This is a genomic window from Sulfuricurvum sp., assembly GCF_030691015.1.
GTDB lineage: Bacteria > Campylobacterota > Campylobacteria > Campylobacterales > Sulfurimonadaceae > Sulfuricurvum.
This window is the reverse complement of sequence record NZ_JAUYFF010000013.1, coordinates 1-16,684: the sequence shown is the minus strand read 5'-3', so window position 1 is coordinate 16,684 and position 16,684 is coordinate 1. Positions and strand designations below refer to the sequence as shown.

General features: G+C 44.0%; 17 protein-coding genes and 1 pseudogene. All 18 read right to left on the bottom strand.

The genetic code is table 11. The features are described 5' to 3' along the window. The gene (locus tag Q8O20_RS09115; protein WP_305530900.1) at nucleotides 1-801 is read right to left on the bottom strand and encodes a bifunctional 2-polyprenyl-6-hydroxyphenol methylase/3-demethylubiquinol 3-O-methyltransferase UbiG; all 801 of its coding nucleotides are present in this window, start codon (nucleotides 799-801) and stop codon (nucleotides 1-3) included. After that, complete coding sequence (locus Q8O20_RS09110) at nucleotides 798-1,784, bottom strand: hypothetical protein (protein ID WP_305530899.1); 987 nt, start codon at nucleotides 1,782-1,784, stop codon at nucleotides 798-800. The genes Q8O20_RS09115 and Q8O20_RS09110 overlap by 4 nt, the downstream gene beginning before the upstream one ends. Next, nucleotides 1,781-2,917 (bottom strand): NAD-dependent epimerase/dehydratase family protein, encoded by a 1,137-nt coding sequence (locus Q8O20_RS09105; protein WP_305530898.1) that lies wholly within the window; start codon nucleotides 2,915-2,917, stop codon nucleotides 1,781-1,783. The genes Q8O20_RS09110 and Q8O20_RS09105 overlap by 4 nt, the downstream gene beginning before the upstream one ends. 13 nt (nucleotides 2,918-2,930) lie before the next feature. Continuing rightward, complete coding sequence (locus Q8O20_RS09100) at nucleotides 2,931-3,488, bottom strand: acyltransferase (protein WP_305530897.1); 558 nt, start codon at nucleotides 3,486-3,488, stop codon at nucleotides 2,931-2,933. 26 nt (nucleotides 3,489-3,514) lie between these two features. After that, nucleotides 3,515-4,171, bottom strand: coding sequence for a DapH/DapD/GlmU-related protein (locus tag Q8O20_RS09095; protein ID WP_305530896.1), 657 nt, complete (start codon nucleotides 4,169-4,171; stop codon nucleotides 3,515-3,517). After that, on the bottom strand, nucleotides 4,168-6,003 hold the full coding sequence (locus tag Q8O20_RS09090; protein ID WP_305530895.1) for a hypothetical protein: 1,836 nt from the start codon (nucleotides 6,001-6,003) through the stop codon (nucleotides 4,168-4,170). The genes Q8O20_RS09095 and Q8O20_RS09090 overlap by 4 nt, the downstream gene beginning before the upstream one ends. Then, nucleotides 5,996-7,507 (bottom strand): lipopolysaccharide biosynthesis protein, encoded by a 1,512-nt coding sequence (locus tag Q8O20_RS09085; protein ID WP_305530894.1) that lies wholly within the window; start codon nucleotides 7,505-7,507, stop codon nucleotides 5,996-5,998. The genes Q8O20_RS09090 and Q8O20_RS09085 overlap by 8 nt, the downstream gene beginning before the upstream one ends. After that, a complete protein-coding gene (locus Q8O20_RS09080) occupies nucleotides 7,507-8,064 on the bottom strand; it encodes a DapH/DapD/GlmU-related protein (RefSeq protein ID WP_304743064.1) in 558 nt (185 codons plus the stop codon). The genes Q8O20_RS09085 and Q8O20_RS09080 overlap by 1 nt, the downstream gene beginning before the upstream one ends. Then, a complete protein-coding gene (locus tag Q8O20_RS09075; protein WP_305530893.1) occupies nucleotides 8,061-8,831 on the bottom strand; it encodes an oxidoreductase in 771 nt (256 codons plus the stop codon). The genes Q8O20_RS09080 and Q8O20_RS09075 overlap by 4 nt, the downstream gene beginning before the upstream one ends. Then, nucleotides 8,824-9,525: a cytidylyltransferase domain-containing protein gene (locus Q8O20_RS09070; protein WP_305530892.1), complete on the bottom strand. Its 702-nt coding sequence runs from the start codon at nucleotides 9,523-9,525 to the stop codon at nucleotides 8,824-8,826. The genes Q8O20_RS09075 and Q8O20_RS09070 overlap by 8 nt, the downstream gene beginning before the upstream one ends. After that, entirely contained in the window at nucleotides 9,518-10,429 is a 912-nt protein-coding gene (locus Q8O20_RS09065; protein WP_305530891.1) for a Gfo/Idh/MocA family protein, read from the bottom strand. Before Q8O20_RS09065 ends, Q8O20_RS09070 begins: the two co-directional genes overlap by 8 nt. Beyond that, nucleotides 10,426-11,475, bottom strand: coding sequence for a nucleotidyltransferase family protein (locus tag Q8O20_RS09060; RefSeq protein WP_304743073.1), 1,050 nt, complete (start codon nucleotides 11,473-11,475; stop codon nucleotides 10,426-10,428). Before Q8O20_RS09060 ends, Q8O20_RS09065 begins: the two co-directional genes overlap by 4 nt. Continuing rightward, a complete protein-coding gene (gene neuC / locus Q8O20_RS09055) occupies nucleotides 11,472-12,632 on the bottom strand; it encodes a UDP-N-acetylglucosamine 2-epimerase (protein ID WP_305530890.1) in 1,161 nt (386 codons plus the stop codon). The genes Q8O20_RS09060 and neuC overlap by 4 nt, the downstream gene beginning before the upstream one ends. Further along, nucleotides 12,629-13,624: an N-acetylneuraminate synthase gene (gene neuB, locus Q8O20_RS09050; protein WP_305530889.1), complete on the bottom strand. Its 996-nt coding sequence runs from the start codon at nucleotides 13,622-13,624 to the stop codon at nucleotides 12,629-12,631. Before neuB ends, neuC begins: the two co-directional genes overlap by 4 nt. Next, on the bottom strand, nucleotides 13,621-14,196 hold the full coding sequence (locus Q8O20_RS09045) for a NeuD/PglB/VioB family sugar acetyltransferase (protein ID WP_305530888.1): 576 nt from the start codon (nucleotides 14,194-14,196) through the stop codon (nucleotides 13,621-13,623). The genes neuB and Q8O20_RS09045 overlap by 4 nt, the downstream gene beginning before the upstream one ends. After that, nucleotides 14,193-15,335, bottom strand: coding sequence for a LegC family aminotransferase (locus Q8O20_RS09040; protein ID WP_305530887.1), 1,143 nt, complete (start codon nucleotides 15,333-15,335; stop codon nucleotides 14,193-14,195). The genes Q8O20_RS09045 and Q8O20_RS09040 overlap by 4 nt, the downstream gene beginning before the upstream one ends. Further along, nucleotides 15,335-16,522: a UDP-N-acetylglucosamine 4,6-dehydratase gene (locus tag Q8O20_RS09035; RefSeq protein ID WP_305530886.1), complete on the bottom strand. Its 1,188-nt coding sequence runs from the start codon at nucleotides 16,520-16,522 to the stop codon at nucleotides 15,335-15,337. The genes Q8O20_RS09040 and Q8O20_RS09035 overlap by 1 nt, the downstream gene beginning before the upstream one ends. After that, nucleotides 16,519-16,684, bottom strand: a pseudogene (locus Q8O20_RS09030) (methionine adenosyltransferase); the annotation flags it as partial. The pseudogene Q8O20_RS09030 and the gene Q8O20_RS09035, both read right to left, overlap by 4 nt.

The following is a 16,684-nucleotide window of genomic DNA, read 5'->3' as shown; positions in this document are numbered from 1 at the left end:
CTAGATAGCTTTACAAATAAAATGTTTTAGCGACTCTTTTTTCGTCCCTTTGAGGGTTGCCATCTTCGTATCGATGCTCTCCGTGAGCTCAAATCCTGCGCGGGTTATCGCTTCTTTCCAATACCACATCGGATACATTTTATCTCCTAAATAAGGGTCGTATTCAAAAAAAGCGGAGGAAATTTTAGGAGAGACGAGGGTATATTTTCCCAAAACGGCACGTAAAAAGATTTTGGAGAATGCAAATGCCAATCGTGCGAGATATTTGCCATAAGCTGAGGGGGTTTCATTGATAATCATTAACATCCCGCCAGATTTTAGTTTACTCCGTATTTCGTTGAGCAAAAACTGTAAATTATCGGCATGATGGAGTGCCGCAGAAGCTACGACCATATCCAAGGAGCCCTCTTCGAGCTGAATCGGAGAAAACATCCCCTCGATCATGGTGATTTTGGAGGGGTCGCCGTGCATGATCTCGATGACTCCTGGCATGATGTTATAAAGATAGTTTTTACTCGTATCCACCGCGAGGATTGATTTGACCTTTTCAAATGTCGAGAGGTAGCCGCTCAGCCATCCCCCTCCGCATCCCAAATCGAGAATAGTGCACTCATCGACGAGATAGTTTTTCCAGTTGATGAGTTTGGCTGCATCTAAAAAATTGCATTCTTCGCATACCTGATGATAATATTTAGTGGAATCTTTGTTCCACTCTTTGACCTGCGGATAGGCGTTTTCCATTGAAGTATCCCACTGGGAGACTGTGAAATTGATTTGTTCGGAAATCCAATTGGTATTCATCTCTTATCCTCTTCAAATACGTTGTTAAACCAGTTTTCAAAGAGATATCTCTCAAAAGCAAGATCGCTTAGAAAATCGGTTTTAAAAAAATCCAAGTCGATGTGCAAGTGGTTTCGATCGAGTATTGTAATGTTTTGATCATTATAAAAAGGTTCGTCTTGGATGTTTTTATTGGTCGTAATCAACTTTAAACCCGCCCCTAGCGCTTCGAATGTCCTCATGGTGAGTCCATACTGTATGTTCAGCTCGATATCGAGGGTAGCAAATGACTTTTTGTAGACGTTCAAAATCTCATCCATCCCTACAGAGTAGGTTTTTAGGTAGTCTAAATCTTTGAATTTTAGAATACCGAAGCATAGGAGTCTAAAGAGCGCCATTTTGGTGATATAGAGATGGTGTTTAAAGGTTAATCCGTTTGCTTGGCAAAAGGCATCGATAAATTTGACGATTTCCAATCGGTCGCTGTGATAGGCACCGTAAAAAACGATGTCGTATTGTTTGGGTTGTTTATGTTCGGCGATCTCTTTGTATCGGTGCGTATAAAAGAGGGGAAGATACTCTAACCCGTAACGCTTCGCATCCTCTTTGTCAAACGTTTTGACACGATCAAAATAGCTAATGATGGGTTCGTAGTTGCTTTGTTGGTTAGAATCCCATTGATACATCACAAACTTGGCATTCGGAAGTTTAGTCTTTAATGTCTCCATTGCATCAGCAGTGAGGATACCTCCACGGATTACAAAAACGATATCGTAAGCGTTAGGCGAGACACTCTCCAAAATCCTATCGAGATATTTTTTTTTGATCGCTTTGGCGAGGAAAGGGAGGAGTTTTTTCGCCGTTCGGTAAGGGGGGGTGTAGATATCTTCGGGATAAAAGGTTACAAGAGCGTTTTTAGATTCCATATAATGGATGATTTGAGTGTGATAGGAATAAAATTTCGGTGCGATAAAAAGGATCTTCTTCCCCGAGAGATCGATCATTTATAAAGACCTTTTTCCCTCATCTCTTTGATACTTTGTTCGTATTTGTCTTCAACGACCTCTTGCTGCTCAACCCACCTTGTAAATCGGCGGATCCCCTCCTCAAAGCTCACGGAGGGTTTAAATCCGAGCTTTTCGGTAATATGTGTTAAATCGGCGTAGTTGTGGCGAATATCTCCAAGACGGTAGTTTCCGCTCACATGTATCTTTGAGTCGCTTTGGTAAGCACTTTTTAGCGTTTGCGCTACCGTGAGGACATCCGTTGCGACCCCTGAGCCGACATTAAAAACGCTATAAGCGGCTTCCTCTTTTTCAATACCCAAGATAGTGGCTTCGACGACATCGTCGATATAGACAAAATCACGGCTCTCTTTACCGTCTTCGAAAATGGTGATATCGTTACCGTTTTTGATACGGGTTGAGAAGATTGAGAGGATCCCCGTATAGGGGTTGGAGAGCGATTGCCCAGCACCGTAGACGTTTTGGTAGCGGAACGCGACAGCGGGGATGTTTAGCGATTTACCCATCACCATAAACATCTGCTCTTGAACCTGTTTGGTGATACCGTAGATGGAGGTAGGGTGAATTTTGCTCTCTTCATCGGTTGGCAAAAGATCGGTATTCTGGGAGCAAAGGGGACACTTTACATTGAAATCACCCGATTTCATGTCGCTATCAAGCCGCTCGGTCGGATAGACAATACCGTGATCGGGACAGGAATGTTTTCCTTCTCCATAGATCGCTCGGGAAGAGGCGATGACCATTTTTTTGACCGAGTGCTCTTCATTCGCCAAAATATCGAGAAAAATCGAGGTGCCTTTGATGTTGACGTCGGTGTATTTCTCGATCTCATACATCGATTGTCCCGTCCCCGTCTCTGCCGCTAAATGGACAACGATCTCTACCCCTTCGAGGGCATTTTTCCAATCGTCGTAGCTTAAAACGCTCCCTTTGATAAAACGGACTTTGTCGCAAATAGCGCGGTAAAGGACAGAGTCTTCTCCATTGTCGCCGTGAATCTGGGGGGATAGATTATCGAGAACCGTGACACGGTATCCTTGTTCGATAAGGCGAAGGGCGAGATTAGACCCGATAAATCCGGCACCGCCGGTGATTAAAATAGTTGTAGCCATGCTCACTTTCTTATTATACATTTATCCATTGATTGGTAGTCGAATTATACCTTTTTATCACCTGCGCAGGGGTTCCTACCGCTACACAATAATCGGGGATATCGTTGGTAACGACCGAATTGGCACCGATAATACAATGCTTTCCGATAGAGGCACCGATAACGGAGACATTTTCGCCGATCCAGCTGTTATCACCAATCTTTACACTTTTTTTAAAGACGATCGGCTGATCCATAATTGGTTGAGCAATATCTTTATACGCGTGGAGGTTATCAGAAATGTAGACTTTGTCGGCAATAAGAACATTTTTGCCGATCATAACCTCGCGGAGTGCGACGATATGGGCAAATCTGCCGATCGTGGTTCTCTCTCCTATCACGAGTTGCGGGAGGGTATCATTTTGACGCAGCGCCAAGAGCCACACTTTGGTGTTAATGGAGACATAATCTCCTAGTGAAATATAGCGCTCCCCCTCAATAATGTCAGGATTGAGGATAGCCACTTTTTTACCAAACTGCTTGAAGGTATGGGCAAAAAAGGCTGCGAACCAGTGTCGTTGAAGAGTGTTCATAACGCGTTTATAAAAACTAAATGAAATCATTTGGTATTTTCCTCTACAGCATCTAAAAAAGCTTTAGGATCGGAAAAGAGCGGGGCAAGCCGTCGTAGTGTCGATTCATCCAGTTCCCACCATTTAGAATCTAGCAATTTTTGAATGGTCTCGTTGTTGAACCGTTTTTTGATTTCACGCGCTGGGACACCGCCGACAACACTGTAGGCTTCGACGTCACGGGTAACGACTGCACCCGCACCGATTACGGCACCTGTCCCGATGGTTATACCCGCTTTGATCATTGCTCCTGTTCCGATCCAAACATCGGTATGGACAGTTGTTGTAGGGCTATTGTCCGTGTAATGAGATGTAGCTGTCAAAAAACGGGGAAGCGGTTGGCTGGGATCGTAAAATACGGGAGAGCTGCTTACCCCATCTATCGGGTGTGATGCCAATCCGATTTGGACATTTGCGGCGATAGAGCAAAACGAGCCGATTTGAGCATTGTTGATCACCGACCCGCTTTGTATATAGCTGTATCGTCCCAAAGAGGAGTGTATTACTATCGTATCGGGAAACAAAACAGAGTACGATTCCAATACGGATGAAAAATCAGCAATAGCTCCTGCATGAATGGTACTCATAGGAAATCGACGACGTAGCTGCCAGAGTCGTATCGCTTTTTTTATACCTGAAATCATTGGTTTTGCCCATCTTTTTCTAATAGTTCATACACGAAATCGATATTTCTCTGCATGTTGTTACCATCGAGCGGACCGATATAGCGCTCCATGACAGTGCGATCTAAAAAAGCATTATAACGTGTATCATCAGATTGAAAATCAACAAATGCCTGAACCAAATCATCAACACTGCCAACCGTTACCAGTTCCGATGTGCCGTCAAACGGAGGATACATTATTTCAGCATCTTTTTTATAATAGATCGCGGGGATACCGAGGCAAGAGGCTTCAAAAAGGGTCTGCGAATAGATGGTGATATAGAGATCAGTCTTATCTAGAACGCTTTTCATAGAGGCGGTACTTATCAGCTGGACACGAAGGTCGGGGAAAAAGGTTGCTACAAAATCGGAATATTGCTTTTCGTATCCGTTAGGCCGTACTTTGATAATAATCTCCATCGGGGCAAGGGTATTTATCATCTTCTGTAGTGCCGATAACACATCGTATAGAAATTCAAATTCTACCGCTACGTATGAGTTCAAATCGATAGGATTAAATCCAGATGTACCGATTGTGATGGTAGGGCTGGTACGATTAATAACTCTGAGGCTTTTGAGCGGAGGATAATTATCCATGCGAGGGTCTCCGAGACAAACAATGTCTTTCATATTTCGAAAATAGTGCTCTTTGATACTCGGTGAGTATGCGTTGATATAGGTAGCGTATTTGGCTTCATCCATAAACTCTCTGGTCAGCATACCGTTGATGATGAGATAGCTCGGAATACCTCTGGCTTTGCAGACACAATCGACCAATGTTGCGGTGAGACCCATATTGGCAATCAATATTTCGAGCTGGATCGGATGTTTATCAAGATAGCGGATAACACTGTGCAATGTACGAAGTATAGGAGATATACGTGACTCAATCCGTGATTCGATGATCGTGTATATCGCTTCGGTAAGATTATCGCCGTTAGTGAGAATAAGAGAAGCATGACGGTTTTCTCTAAAAGCGCTTAACTGATCCGAGGCATAGAGATCAAATGCGTTTAATGAACCGCTGATGGGGATCAAACGCTCAAATCGGTGATCAAGCAGTTTTGATCCTCGTGTAAAATTAACCAAGACGATACGTAAGGCAGGGTCTTTTTTGAGAATCTCAATGAGCTTTCTCGTCGGATGGTACTCTTGGATAAAAAGGGCACGTTGAGATTTGGATTTGGGGATAAGTGCATCAATAATAGGGAGCGTATAGCCGTAAATGGCTGTAACGATCTCTCTGAGGCGAACCAAACCTCCTCGCAAACCTGTTGAGCGGATTTTTTCATCCAGCCACTGCGCAATCGGAAAATAAAAGACCGCTTTGGAAGCTAATTTGGAGGAGGGTTGAACGTCAAAGCCATATCTATTTAGAATAGTGTTTATCCGAATATCGTCGCTTCCTAGATAGAGAGCATCGAATGAAATGTTTTTTAATTGGGCAAGACACAAAGAGAGGCGTGTGTAAGAGACCAGATCGTTCCAAATATCCAATCGTAATGAAAATCCGAACGGGATATTTTTGTAAGTGAAAATATCCTTTCCGTTAGCATCATAATGCCAGTTTTTTAAGAAATCGGTCACCAAAAAATTATTTTCTTGCATGGTGGCTTGATCGATTAGATGGTCGATGTAGTAAACCTCGCCTCTCAAGGCGTGAATTTTGTGTTTTAGTCCAAAGTCGTACGTGAGTACCAAATCCAATGCGGGATCATACGTCGCATCCTCCCACCACTCTATCGAATCGAGAATAAAAATGTTTCGGTATTCGGATTTCAATGAAAAAATAGGTGCAGCGGTGTTAGGCATCAACAGCAGTATCCTTCGGTTTTTTGGAAAAAAGTGTTTTGATTTCTCCTCGGGATGTTGCAAAAATCTGAGGGAAAATGATTGTTCCAATTATAGTCAACACCGTATAAAAAACGGCACAAACCGATAAATTGATCCACGGCATTTGTATCGATGAGGTGAGGGTAACGCTCACAAAAGCCGCGATAAGAAAGAAAAGAAACGAGTATATCTGGTGAAAGAGAAAAGGGGTCATTTTGGTTTTTAAAAAGGTTGTATTGAAATAGAGTTGGATCGTGACGCCGATGAGCTGCGTGATGAGCATTTTGTACGCGAGACCGAGTGCTCCTAGATTTAAAACGAAAAGGAAAAGAAAGGTAAAAATAAGACCGATAAGAGAGGTGAATAATCCTATGTTGCGATACTGCGACGTATTTCCGTTAGCAAAAAAAAGCGATCCGCTCAATTGTCCATAGGTCTGATGGATCGGATATAGGGCAATAACCGTTAATGCTGATCCGGCGAGGGCAAATTTTTCATCGGTAAAAATTTGGATGAAATGATCGGATTGGAATGCGGTAAAAACGGCAAAAAATGTCGCAACCGAATAGAGCATTGGGATGTAGCGTTTGAAATGGAGCCGAATTTTTTCTATATCTCCCTGTGCAAAGGAGCGGGCAAACTCACGGGTGATGATAGGGGTCATTGAGCTTGTGAACAAAAATGAGACGGCGGCGATAGAGTACGCCAACGTATAAAATCCCGTTTGCTCAGAACCCCCCATCGTTTGGAGGAGCCAGATGTCAAACATCGCAATCGCTACCCCGACAATCGAAAACAAAAGGATAGGGTGGCTGTAGTGGGCGAACTCTTTGATATTTTGGACGATATGAACGCTCTGTCGCCATAAATCGGAGCTAAAGACATTACGTCGGACAAACAAGAGGGAGGCAAGGAAAATAAAGAGTAGTGAGACGAGGTAGTTAAACTGAAAATAAGAGACGAGATCAAAGGTGAGATAATAGATAAAGTAGAGCAATAATCCCAAAGAGGCAAATTTATGGACAATTTTGAGGAGTTCGACCGATACGGTCAGGGCATACGCATCGGATAGTTTAATAAAAATTTGGGTTAGCCACGTCAAAAATCCTAGACCCATTGCGATGAAAATATACTCTTGCGGAATAGTGGGGAAAAATATTTCGGTGAATGGGGTGTATCGCAGGAGATAAATCATGAAAGAGATAAGGATAAAAATCGTTCCCATATACAGAGCGTAAAAAGAGATCAACTCTTTGCGTTTCGGATTGGAAGAGAGCTTTGTGAAAAATGCCATTGACGTTCCGGCATCTGCCAAGCCGAAAATTTGAGAAAAAAACTGTTGCAGATAGCTGAATTGCCCATACGCTATGGGGCCCAAAGCTTTAGGGATGAGGGCGATGAAAAGGATGTTGATAGCACCGTTGATGAGGTTTGAAAAAAGTTTTATTAGATATCTTTTTTTAAGGCTATCTTCCCTAGACATCAGGCATCCGTTGTTTTTCTAATAACGCGTGCGGGGGAACCTACGGCGATGGAAAAGGGGGGAATGTCGTGCGTGACAACGCTTCCGGCTCCGATAACACTGTTTTCACCGACTGTGACTCCGGGGAGTATGATGGCATTGGCTCCGATCCAAGAGCCTTTTTTGAGGGTGATCGATTCGGACGGGTAGTGTCCTTGAACCATAATCGGAAGATTCGGATCATCAAACCGATGGTTATGGACGTACATATGGACACCTGAACCGATCATGACGTTCTCTTCGATCGTGATAGAGCCGCTTTTCCCTTCTCTAGGGTCGGCAAAGAGCATTGTTCCCGGACGGATGATGACATTATCACCGATAGAGATCTTGCTACAGCAAATAGCGTATGCCCCAGGGCGAAACTCTGCATTTTTCCCAAAATAGGTAAATTTATTTTGGCACAGAGCAACCATGGAAGATTTCAAATAAAGTTTCCAGTGGGTAAAAGGACAATCCGGACCGATACGGTCACTGCTTTTGTCGAATCGGTATTTGGAAACGATCTCTTGTATCATAAGCTAAACCCGTCATCCACAATAATATTTTGACCGTTGACATATCGGCTCATGTCGCTGAGCAGATAGATGAGTGTCCCTTGCAGATCACTTTTATCGAGCATCCCTTTATTGAGACACTGTTTTTTATAGCTCTCTAAAAAAGGCTCGCTTTGGTGATCGAAAATCCCTCCGGGGCTGATCGCATTGACCCGTATGTTCATCCCTTTGAAATATTTTGCCATGTACTGCGTCAGCATCAAAAGTGCCGATTTGATCGCGGCGTATTCGACCGGCATACTCATAGGGGTATTGTCGTAGACTTCAAATTTTGGGGCGATTACACCGTAAATGGAAGAGATGTTGATGATATTTCCAAATCCCTGCTGTTGGAAGTAGAGGGCGAACTGCTGGCTGGCGAGAAAATATCCGCCGAGATTGAGGTTGAGATTTTCGCAAAAATCGGCGTATTCGACATCAAAAAAATGTTTCCCGTAATTTTTATTCCGAGGGTATGCATTATTGACCAATGCATCGATTTTTCCGTATTTTTGGTTCAGATAGCCAATTGTCTCAGTGAGAGAATCTTTGGAAGTGATGTCCAAAGTCACGAAATCGATGTTGTGGGTATTGAGTTCATTTGAGAGGGTATCTTTTACTTTTGTACCGATTTCTATATTGATATCCGCAATGATAGCGATACCGCCGTTGTTAATAACGGCTTTAACGAACTCTTTTCCGATGAGTCCTGCTCCGCCTGTAATAACGACGACTTGTCCTTTAATCATGATTCTTCCTCATCAAAAATTCGACAAACTCAAAATCAAGTTCCGTATCAATATCGATCGATCTCTCTTCAGGCATGACATATAATCCTGTTTTTTCGAGAAACAGAGAATTTTCATTCAAAATTATATCCCGTTTCCAAATGTAAATCGATGCGTTCATGTCATAGCTTTTCGGTGCATCTTGTCGTCGTACGACACCACACTCCAGTTTTTTTGATAATGCTACTTTCCCTGAGTTATCCATCTCTACCAGATTAAAATAGGGGCTTCGACGTGAGGGCATAGCGGTGATGAGATTATCGTTATTGTCTCTTAGAAATTGCGCGTACGAATCCGTAATATCCTGAACACTTCGAAGCGGTGCGGTAGCATCCAAATCGATCAGAGTATCAAACGTGCACTGATAATGCTCTTCAGATCGGATAAAAGCATCACGGATAACGTCCAATTTTCCGGCGGTATCGGAGGCCATTTCAGGAGAGCGTTTGAAAAAGACTTCAGCGCCGTATTCCTGAGCGGTGGTTGCTATGAGATCGGAGTCAGTGCTGATGACGATATGCTCAAATAATCCTGATTGCTTTGCCTGCTCAATAGTGTAGGCGATGAGAGGTTTGCCGTTGAGGAGTTTGATATTTTTGTTTTTAACCCCTTTTGAACCGCCGCGTGCACATATCGTACAAAGCACCTTAGTCATGATGGTGTTCCTGAATATATGAGATGGTTTTCATGACGGTTAATCCTTCGTGGAGTGTGCATAGGTTTTCTTTGTCCCCTAACGCAGAGCGGTGCATTTTGATAAAGAGGTCATTGCGTTCAAACGGCTCTAACGCGATGGTTTGAATCTCTCCCTCTTTGGTGCCGATTTTTAGTGTATTGTTTATCATGTCGGCAAGTATACTTTGGTTGTTCGTATGAATACTCATCTCCCGCATCGGGATTTTGGAGATATAATCGAGCGAGAGCGTTATCAGTGCATTGTGATCACCTTGAGCGGTAATAACGGTGATATCATCTGAGTCGATTTCTAAATCCGAAATTTTGCCTTGGTAGGAGCTCAAGAGCCTTAGAGGACCGAAGAGCCATTGGGCATAGTCGATTTCGTGACTCAGATCGAGCAACACACCGCCCCCTTGTTCGCTGGAAGCGCTATAGAGGGTGCGATAATCTCTCTGCGGTCTCCATGCGGGGAGGTAGGAACCTGTTTTGATCGATACCGAGATAGGGGTCTCTTCGTTTAGAAGAGTTCGGATGGAGGCAAAAATCGGGTGAAAACGTAAAACATAGCCGACATAGACGCGGTTGTTTTCGATAGTGATCTCTTGATATCGAGCAAAGAGGGGTTTTTCACATAATATGATTTTTTGATTGACGTGTCGGTCAAGATAGATCAGCTGATCAAAGTGTTTATAGGTCTCAGAAGCGATCACAAAATAATCATACGTGTCAATATTCGGAACCTCTTCCAAGGTTTTAAACGTGGTAAGATCATTGAGTGTTTGTGAGGTGACGATATGGATCGCTTCAAAGCTTCCTATCGATGTGAGAACATCATAATGACGTTGACCGATAGAACCGTATCCGATGATGAGCGCCCTCACTGAAACACACCCGCATATTCTTGGTTGGCCCGTTCATATTCTTCCATCTGACCGATATCGAGCCAATATTCCCGTATCAGGAAAGAGAGGGCTTTTTGCTGCTGTTGGATAAGGGTTTCAAACAAAGAGGGCATATCGTAAAACTGGTTTTTAGGGATGTATCGGATCACGTCGGGACTGAGCATATAGATTCCGGCACTGACATAAAATTTATGAACCGGTTTTTCTTGAATGGAGAGGATCGTATTGCCCTCCATATTCACTACCCCATAAGGGACTTGGAAATCGTATTCACGGACACACATTGTTGCCATCGCGTTTTGAGCTAGATGATAATTACACAGATGATCAAAATTGATATTAGTTAGCAAATCGCCGTTCATCACAAAAAAAGGTTCATTAGGGAGTGTTTTGAGTAAGCTCAGTGCCCCTGCCGTTCCCATACGCTCCTCTTCAAAGATATAGGTGATGGTAACCCCAAACGCACTGCCGTCTCCGAAATAGTCTTGGATAATATGAGATTTATAGTTGACGCACATGATTATTTCACTAAACCCGTATTCGGCAAATCTTTCTACGATGGTTTGTAATATAGGTTTATTTCCCACTTTGAGCATCGGCTTTGGGGTCTCTTCGGTCAGAGGTCGAAGACGGCTCCCTAATCCTCCGACCATAAGTACGACCATATTGGGCTTGGTTGCGGGTTGGATTAGATCGTTGATCTCTTGTATACCCAGTACACGATACTGATCGTCTACGATGGGAATTTGGTGAAGTTTTTTGTTCAGCGCTTTTTTGAGAATATCTTCTTTGGTATCACTGAGTGTTGCCACGGTGGGTGTGGTATGTAGTATTGTTTCAACGGTATCACCGAGGCTCAAACCATCCAGCAATCCGCGTCGTATATCTCCGTCGGTAAGTGTTCCTAAAAGCTTCCCCTGATCATCCGTGACGATGGCCATCTGCATGGCACCGTTGTTGATAATTTGCAATGCATCCCGTACGGTAGAGGTTAAAGAGAGTTTAATGGCATCTATCGGTTTCATCGGAGTCCTATATCATAAAACGATTTTTTCAGCAGATCATCCAGTGCGGTATGTTTTAGGGTATGAATGATTTTCTCAACCGCCCCCCCCTCGCCATAAGGGTTTGTACACGTTGCTAACTGGTGTTGAAATTCAGGGGTATAGAGTTTGGTCAAACTCGTACGGATGGCTTCTTGATTCGGAGCCGAATCGATCACACTATCTGCTTTTAACCGCCCACATTGTCGATCTCCGATATTGATCGTACCGATTTTAAAGCTCGGTGCTTCAAGTAGACCGCTGGAGCTGTTTCCGACCACCGCATCGACAAACTGTAGGGCACTCAAATAACGCAGTTGCCCCATTGAGGTGAACGCGATGGCTTTATGCGTATTTTTTGACACGTAGGTATCGATCATTGTGTTGATATTCCGCCCGTCCGTATCACTGTTCGCCTTGGTAAAGATAATATGGGTATCTTCCAGTGTATCAAGGGCATCTAATAATTCTTGAAATTGATAGGAGGCTGTATGATTTTCCAAGGTAACGGGGTGAAAGGTAACGAGGAGATTCTTGGTTCCGAAGGTAAAGTCAATACTCTTTTCTAGCTCCTCTTTACTTAAAAGGGTGATTCTTTTGATGGCATCGATCCCCATCCCTCCGACGTTGAAAACTCGGTTTGGGTGTTCACCGAGTTGAATAACCCGATCACGGTATTCTTCGGCAGCGGTAAAGTGCAAATGGGACATTTTGGTAATGCTGTGGCGGATCGATTCATCGAACGCCCCCTCCGTTGTTTCCCCTCCATGTAGATGGGCGATAGGGATACGCGCGATCATTGCGGCGCTGGTGGCACTGAATATCTCAAATCGATCTCCCAGTACAACGACTAGGTCGGGCTTGAGCTCCTCAAAGCTCTCCGCAAACGAGATTTGTGCCAGTCCCATTGATTTTGAAATTCCCACCGGAGTATCGCTGGAAAGGAGCATTTCAATCTTTTTAGTGATCGTAAAATCTTTCTCGATCTCTTTATAGGTGAGTCCGAATTCGGGACTGAAGTGCATCCCCGTCGCGATAATCTGAAGTTCCAGTTCCGGATCGGCTTCGATTGCTCTCATCAGATAGCAGAGTAGCCCATACTCCGCACGGGTTCCGGTAATGACGCAAACTTTTCTCATATCGCCTCATCTTCATGATAGTTTTTGGAAGCGATAGTACCGATTATCTCATCCCACAACATAGGACTAATTCCTAGCGCAGGACGTTTTACGGTGATATTTTCGGCACTCAAACGTTCCCCTTTTTGAATCGCTTGTGACGCGACAATGCTTTTTCGAGCAATTGGGATGTTTTTCATCTCGCTTGGAGATGGTTGTTTAATGCCGTCTCCTAATGCTTTTTCGATGTTTCGGATTGCTTGGACCATGGCAATGAGTTCATCAGGCTCTAAGCTTGCTTTATGATCCGGTCCTTCCATCTGCCTATCGAGGGTAAAATGTTTTTCAATCACACTTGCCCCCATTGCTGCCGCGGCTATAGGGACTTCAATGCCGCGTGTATGATCGGAATAGCCTATGCGTATATCAAAGGTTTCTCGTATGGTGTCCATTGCACGCAGGTTTACCTCTTCTATCGGGCAGGGATATTCGGTTGTTGCGTGTAAGATGGTGATCTTCTCTTTGGCAGTTCCCGCCGTTGTGAGGACATGGAGTGCCGCATCGATTTCATCGAGGGTTGCCATTCCTGTAGAGAGGATCACCTCTTTTTTGAGTGATCCGATGTGACGAAGATAGGGGAGATTGGTGATCTCACCGCTCGGTATTTTAAAAATTTCCATTCCAAGATGATTTAAGAGATCAATACTTTCATGGTCAAAGGCGGTTGAGAGAAAAAGGATATTTTTCTTCTTACAATGATCGATGAGCGTATGGTGTGCCCTCTCGTCCAACTCCAGTTTTTTGATCATAGCGTACTGGGATTCATCCGCATCGGTTGTCTCTTTTTGATACGAGGCTTTTTGCGCTGTTTTCGAGACCAATTTGTCCGCTTTGAACGTTTGAAATTTCACCGCGTCAGCACCCGATTGTGCGGCAACATCGATTAGCGCTTTGGCGAGTTCGATGGAGCCGTTGTGGTTGACACCCGCTTCGGCAATGATGAAAATGCTCATTTTGCCACACTTCCCGCTTTGATAAACGAGCGCTCTTCTATCGTAATTGCCTCTTTGCACACGGCATTGCTTCCGAAAAAACTTCCCATTTTGACGATACTTCCGCCATTGAGTACGGCTCCTGTCGAGATATGGCAATGGTCATTGATGGTACAGTCGTGTTCGATGAGTGCTTTAGTATTGATGATGCAGTTATTGCCGATTGTTGCATTGGCGTTGATAAGTGCGTCGTGGAGGATTACGGTACCCTCTCCGATACGGGCGTGTTTAGAGACATAGGCTCTGGGAGAGATGATGGTAGGTGTCATATAACCGATTGTGCTCAAACGCTCAAACATGGCGATTCGTCCATCGGGAGATTTGATTTGTCCGAATGCGATGAGGGCATGGGTAAAGGTGCCGAAGAGTCGTTCCAGATCATCATTGGAACCGATAATATCGTAATCCAGTACTTTTTCACCGATCCGTTCACGGGTATCGAGGATACCCCCGATCTCAAATTTTCCTTCGGCTTCAATGACGTCGATCAGAGACCTGCAATGTCCGCCGCCACCGATAAGAAGCAGTTTCATAGTCGCACTCCGCTGGGGATATTCACCACCCGATCTTCAAGCCATAATGCATTGCTTAAATCACCGCATTGACACTTTTTGAACATCTCCAGCTTATTCATTAATCTCCATATAGGACGTGTCATAACCCCGTGATCATTCGTATAGCTCAAAAAAGCTTCTTGCTCTTCTTTATCGTTTAGAATAAGAGTTTGGAGCCAATAATTTGATCGGGAAGATTGCGGTTCTTTAACAAAGATAATCGAAGCAGAGCTGAAAAATGGTTCATAGATCGATGCCAACATCCGTTTATCTTCCAAAAATCGGTCTAAATTTTCCAATTGTGCGCATAAAAGGGCAGCATTTAAATTGGGTAGGCGATAATTATATCCGATTTCATCGTGAACATATTCCCATTTATGCGGTATTTTTGCGGTTGTCGAGATATGTTTTGCCCTCTTTGCCAGATCCTCGTCATCGGTGACAATAACCCCGCCGCCGCCGCTGGTGATGATTTTATTGCCGTTGAAACTAAACGCTCCTAAAGCTCCGAAGGTGCCAGTGTGACGATTTTTATAGGTACTTCCGAGTGATTCTGCGGCATCTTCGACTAATGCAATATGCCACTGATCGCAAAGGGCTTTGATTTCATCGATTCGGCAAGGGTGACCGAACGTGTGCATCGGAACACATGCTTTGATTATTTTTCCGCTCGTTGTGTTGATACACCGAGCATCACTCACTTTACAATGTGCTTCTAAAAAGATTTGTAAGGCATCCGGTGAGAGTCCCATTGTCTCTTTATCAACATCCACAAATACGGGGTGTGCTCCGATGTAGCTAATAGCGTTGGCGGTTGCGATAAAGGTGAGAGGTTGAGTGATCACTTCATCATCTTGTTGAACATCCGCCAAAAGGAGTGCGATATGGAGTGCCGCGGTGCCGTTAACGGTTGCAACCGCATATCTTGATCCCACATACGCCGCAAACTCTGATTCAAAACGATCCACAAATGCTCCGACACTCGATACGAACGTGGAGTCGATGCACTCATTAAGATAGGCTTTTTCGTTGCCGATAAAACGGGGTTCATGGAGCGGTAAAAATGTTTCGGTTTGAAATGTTTTTTGTATGAACTTCGTTACGGCTTCAAAATCCATCACATTTTCCCATCAAGATATTTTCCGGTCTCTTTATGACCGAATCCGGGGATCATCTCAAAAAACAGCTCGACAACGTGATCTTTTGTCCATTGTTTATCAGCTTTCATTTGATCGATTGTTTCGGTAAAACGGTTGAGTTTTGTCTCATCATAGACGGGATCATTTTTGATAACTCCGAGATTCTGAAACCGCTCCATATCGAGCGTTTCGTTGTCGGTAAAAAATTCCTCGAAATCTTTTTCTCCCGTCGTATCGCTGGGAGTAAAAAGACATGGCCATTGCCCCTGATCAGGGAGTGTTTTGGAAAGCTCTCTCGCTTCATCTTCATTTTCACACAAATAAGGTTTGTATCCGAGATTTTCGAGGTATTTCACAGCGATGTCCGCAAACGTAATCAAGTGCAATGCTTCACTGAGTTTAGGGAAAAAAATGTCGCGGTTTTCGCCGAAAATACAGGACATCAGGCATAACTCTCCTGACTCTTTAGGGGTAACGAAATAGCGTTTGATATCATTAGGGGCAACAATCGGTTGGCGTTTTTGAATTCGTTGATTAAACCCGTGCAAGAGGGAACCGTCACTGAAGGCGACGTTGGCAAAACGGGCGGTCGAGATGGTGATTTCGCGGCTTCGACGCATCAAGAACATCTCCATAATCCGTTTGCTCGCCCCCATCATATTGACGGGGTTAGCCGCTTTGTCCGTGGAGACGCAAAAATATTTCTTCGTTCCGTTTTCAACCGATTGGCGCAGTGTTTTATCGGTATTGAAGATATTGACGTCAATCATCCGCATCAGCGTGAAAGGGTCTTTTTCACTGCGGACGTGCTTGAGGGCTGAGAGGTTGAGAACATAATCGTAGTTGCCGTCTGATTTGATAAACGCATCGTATTCTACCGATCCGATATCCAGAGCAAAGGTTTGAAAATCTCCGTCGATGTATCCGAATGAACTGCGAATATCCCGTACCAGTTCGACCATATTGTTTTCACTGATATCGACGACGTGGAGTTTGCGCGGATTGCGTTTGAAGATCTCTTTGGTAACGGCCTGACCGATAGATCCGGCGCCACCGATGACGAGAAAAGAGGATGAAGATACTATCTCGGATAGTTGTTGTTCGTGAGTATTAATGTCATCGATAAAAAGTTCTTTTTCCCGACCGATCAATGACAAAATACTCAATGTTTCAATCTCTCAAATGTATCAAGTTCATCGAGTTTTTCCCACGGGTAATCGCTTTGACCTACTTGACCTCGGCTGGCGACATCGGCATAAAGGAATGTCTCTTCACTCGGATGGTCAAGATCAAATTTACGGGTAATCCAGTTAGGGGTAAGAGAGAAG

What these genes read in the sequence shown, in the direction of transcription:
- Q8O20_RS09070 (WP_305530892.1), bottom strand. Translation starts at nt 9,525, where the DNA reads ATGACTAAGGTGCTTTGTACGATATGTGCACGCGGCGGTTCAAAAGGG.
- Q8O20_RS09105 (WP_305530898.1), bottom strand. Translation starts at nt 2,917, where the DNA reads ATGGCTACAACTATTTTAATCACCGGCGGTGCCGGATTTATCGGGTCT.
- Q8O20_RS09080 (WP_304743064.1), bottom strand. Translation starts at nt 8,064, where the DNA reads ATGATACAAGAGATCGTTTCCAAATACCGATTCGACAAAAGCAGTGAC.
- Q8O20_RS09060 (WP_304743073.1), bottom strand. Translation starts at nt 11,475, where the DNA reads ATGAAACCGATAGATGCCATTAAACTCTCTTTAACCTCTACCGTACGG.
- Q8O20_RS09095 (WP_305530896.1), bottom strand. Translation starts at nt 4,171, where the DNA reads ATGATTTCAGGTATAAAAAAAGCGATACGACTCTGGCAGCTACGTCGT.
- Q8O20_RS09045 (WP_305530888.1), bottom strand. Translation starts at nt 14,196, where the DNA reads ATGAAACTGCTTCTTATCGGTGGCGGCGGACATTGCAGGTCTCTGATC.
- Q8O20_RS09110 (WP_305530899.1), bottom strand. Translation starts at nt 1,784, where the DNA reads ATGATCGATCTCTCGGGGAAGAAGATCCTTTTTATCGCACCGAAATTT.
- Q8O20_RS09075 (WP_305530893.1), bottom strand. Translation starts at nt 8,831, where the DNA reads ATGATTAAAGGACAAGTCGTCGTTATTACAGGCGGAGCAGGACTCATC.
- neuB (WP_305530889.1), bottom strand. Translation starts at nt 13,624, where the DNA reads ATGAGCATTTTCATCATTGCCGAAGCGGGTGTCAACCACAACGGCTCC.
- Q8O20_RS09040 (WP_305530887.1), bottom strand. Translation starts at nt 15,335, where the DNA reads ATGGATTTTGAAGCCGTAACGAAGTTCATACAAAAAACATTTCAAACC.
- neuC (WP_305530890.1), bottom strand. Translation starts at nt 12,632, where the DNA reads ATGAGAAAAGTTTGCGTCATTACCGGAACCCGTGCGGAGTATGGGCTA.
- Q8O20_RS09090 (WP_305530895.1), bottom strand. Translation starts at nt 6,003, where the DNA reads ATGCCTAACACCGCTGCACCTATTTTTTCATTGAAATCCGAATACCGA.
- Q8O20_RS09115 (WP_305530900.1), bottom strand. Translation starts at nt 801, where the DNA reads ATGAATACCAATTGGATTTCCGAACAAATCAATTTCACAGTCTCCCAG.
- Q8O20_RS09100 (WP_305530897.1), bottom strand. Translation starts at nt 3,488, where the DNA reads ATGAACACTCTTCAACGACACTGGTTCGCAGCCTTTTTTGCCCATACC.
- Q8O20_RS09085 (WP_305530894.1), bottom strand. Translation starts at nt 7,507, where the DNA reads ATGTCTAGGGAAGATAGCCTTAAAAAAAGATATCTAATAAAACTTTTT.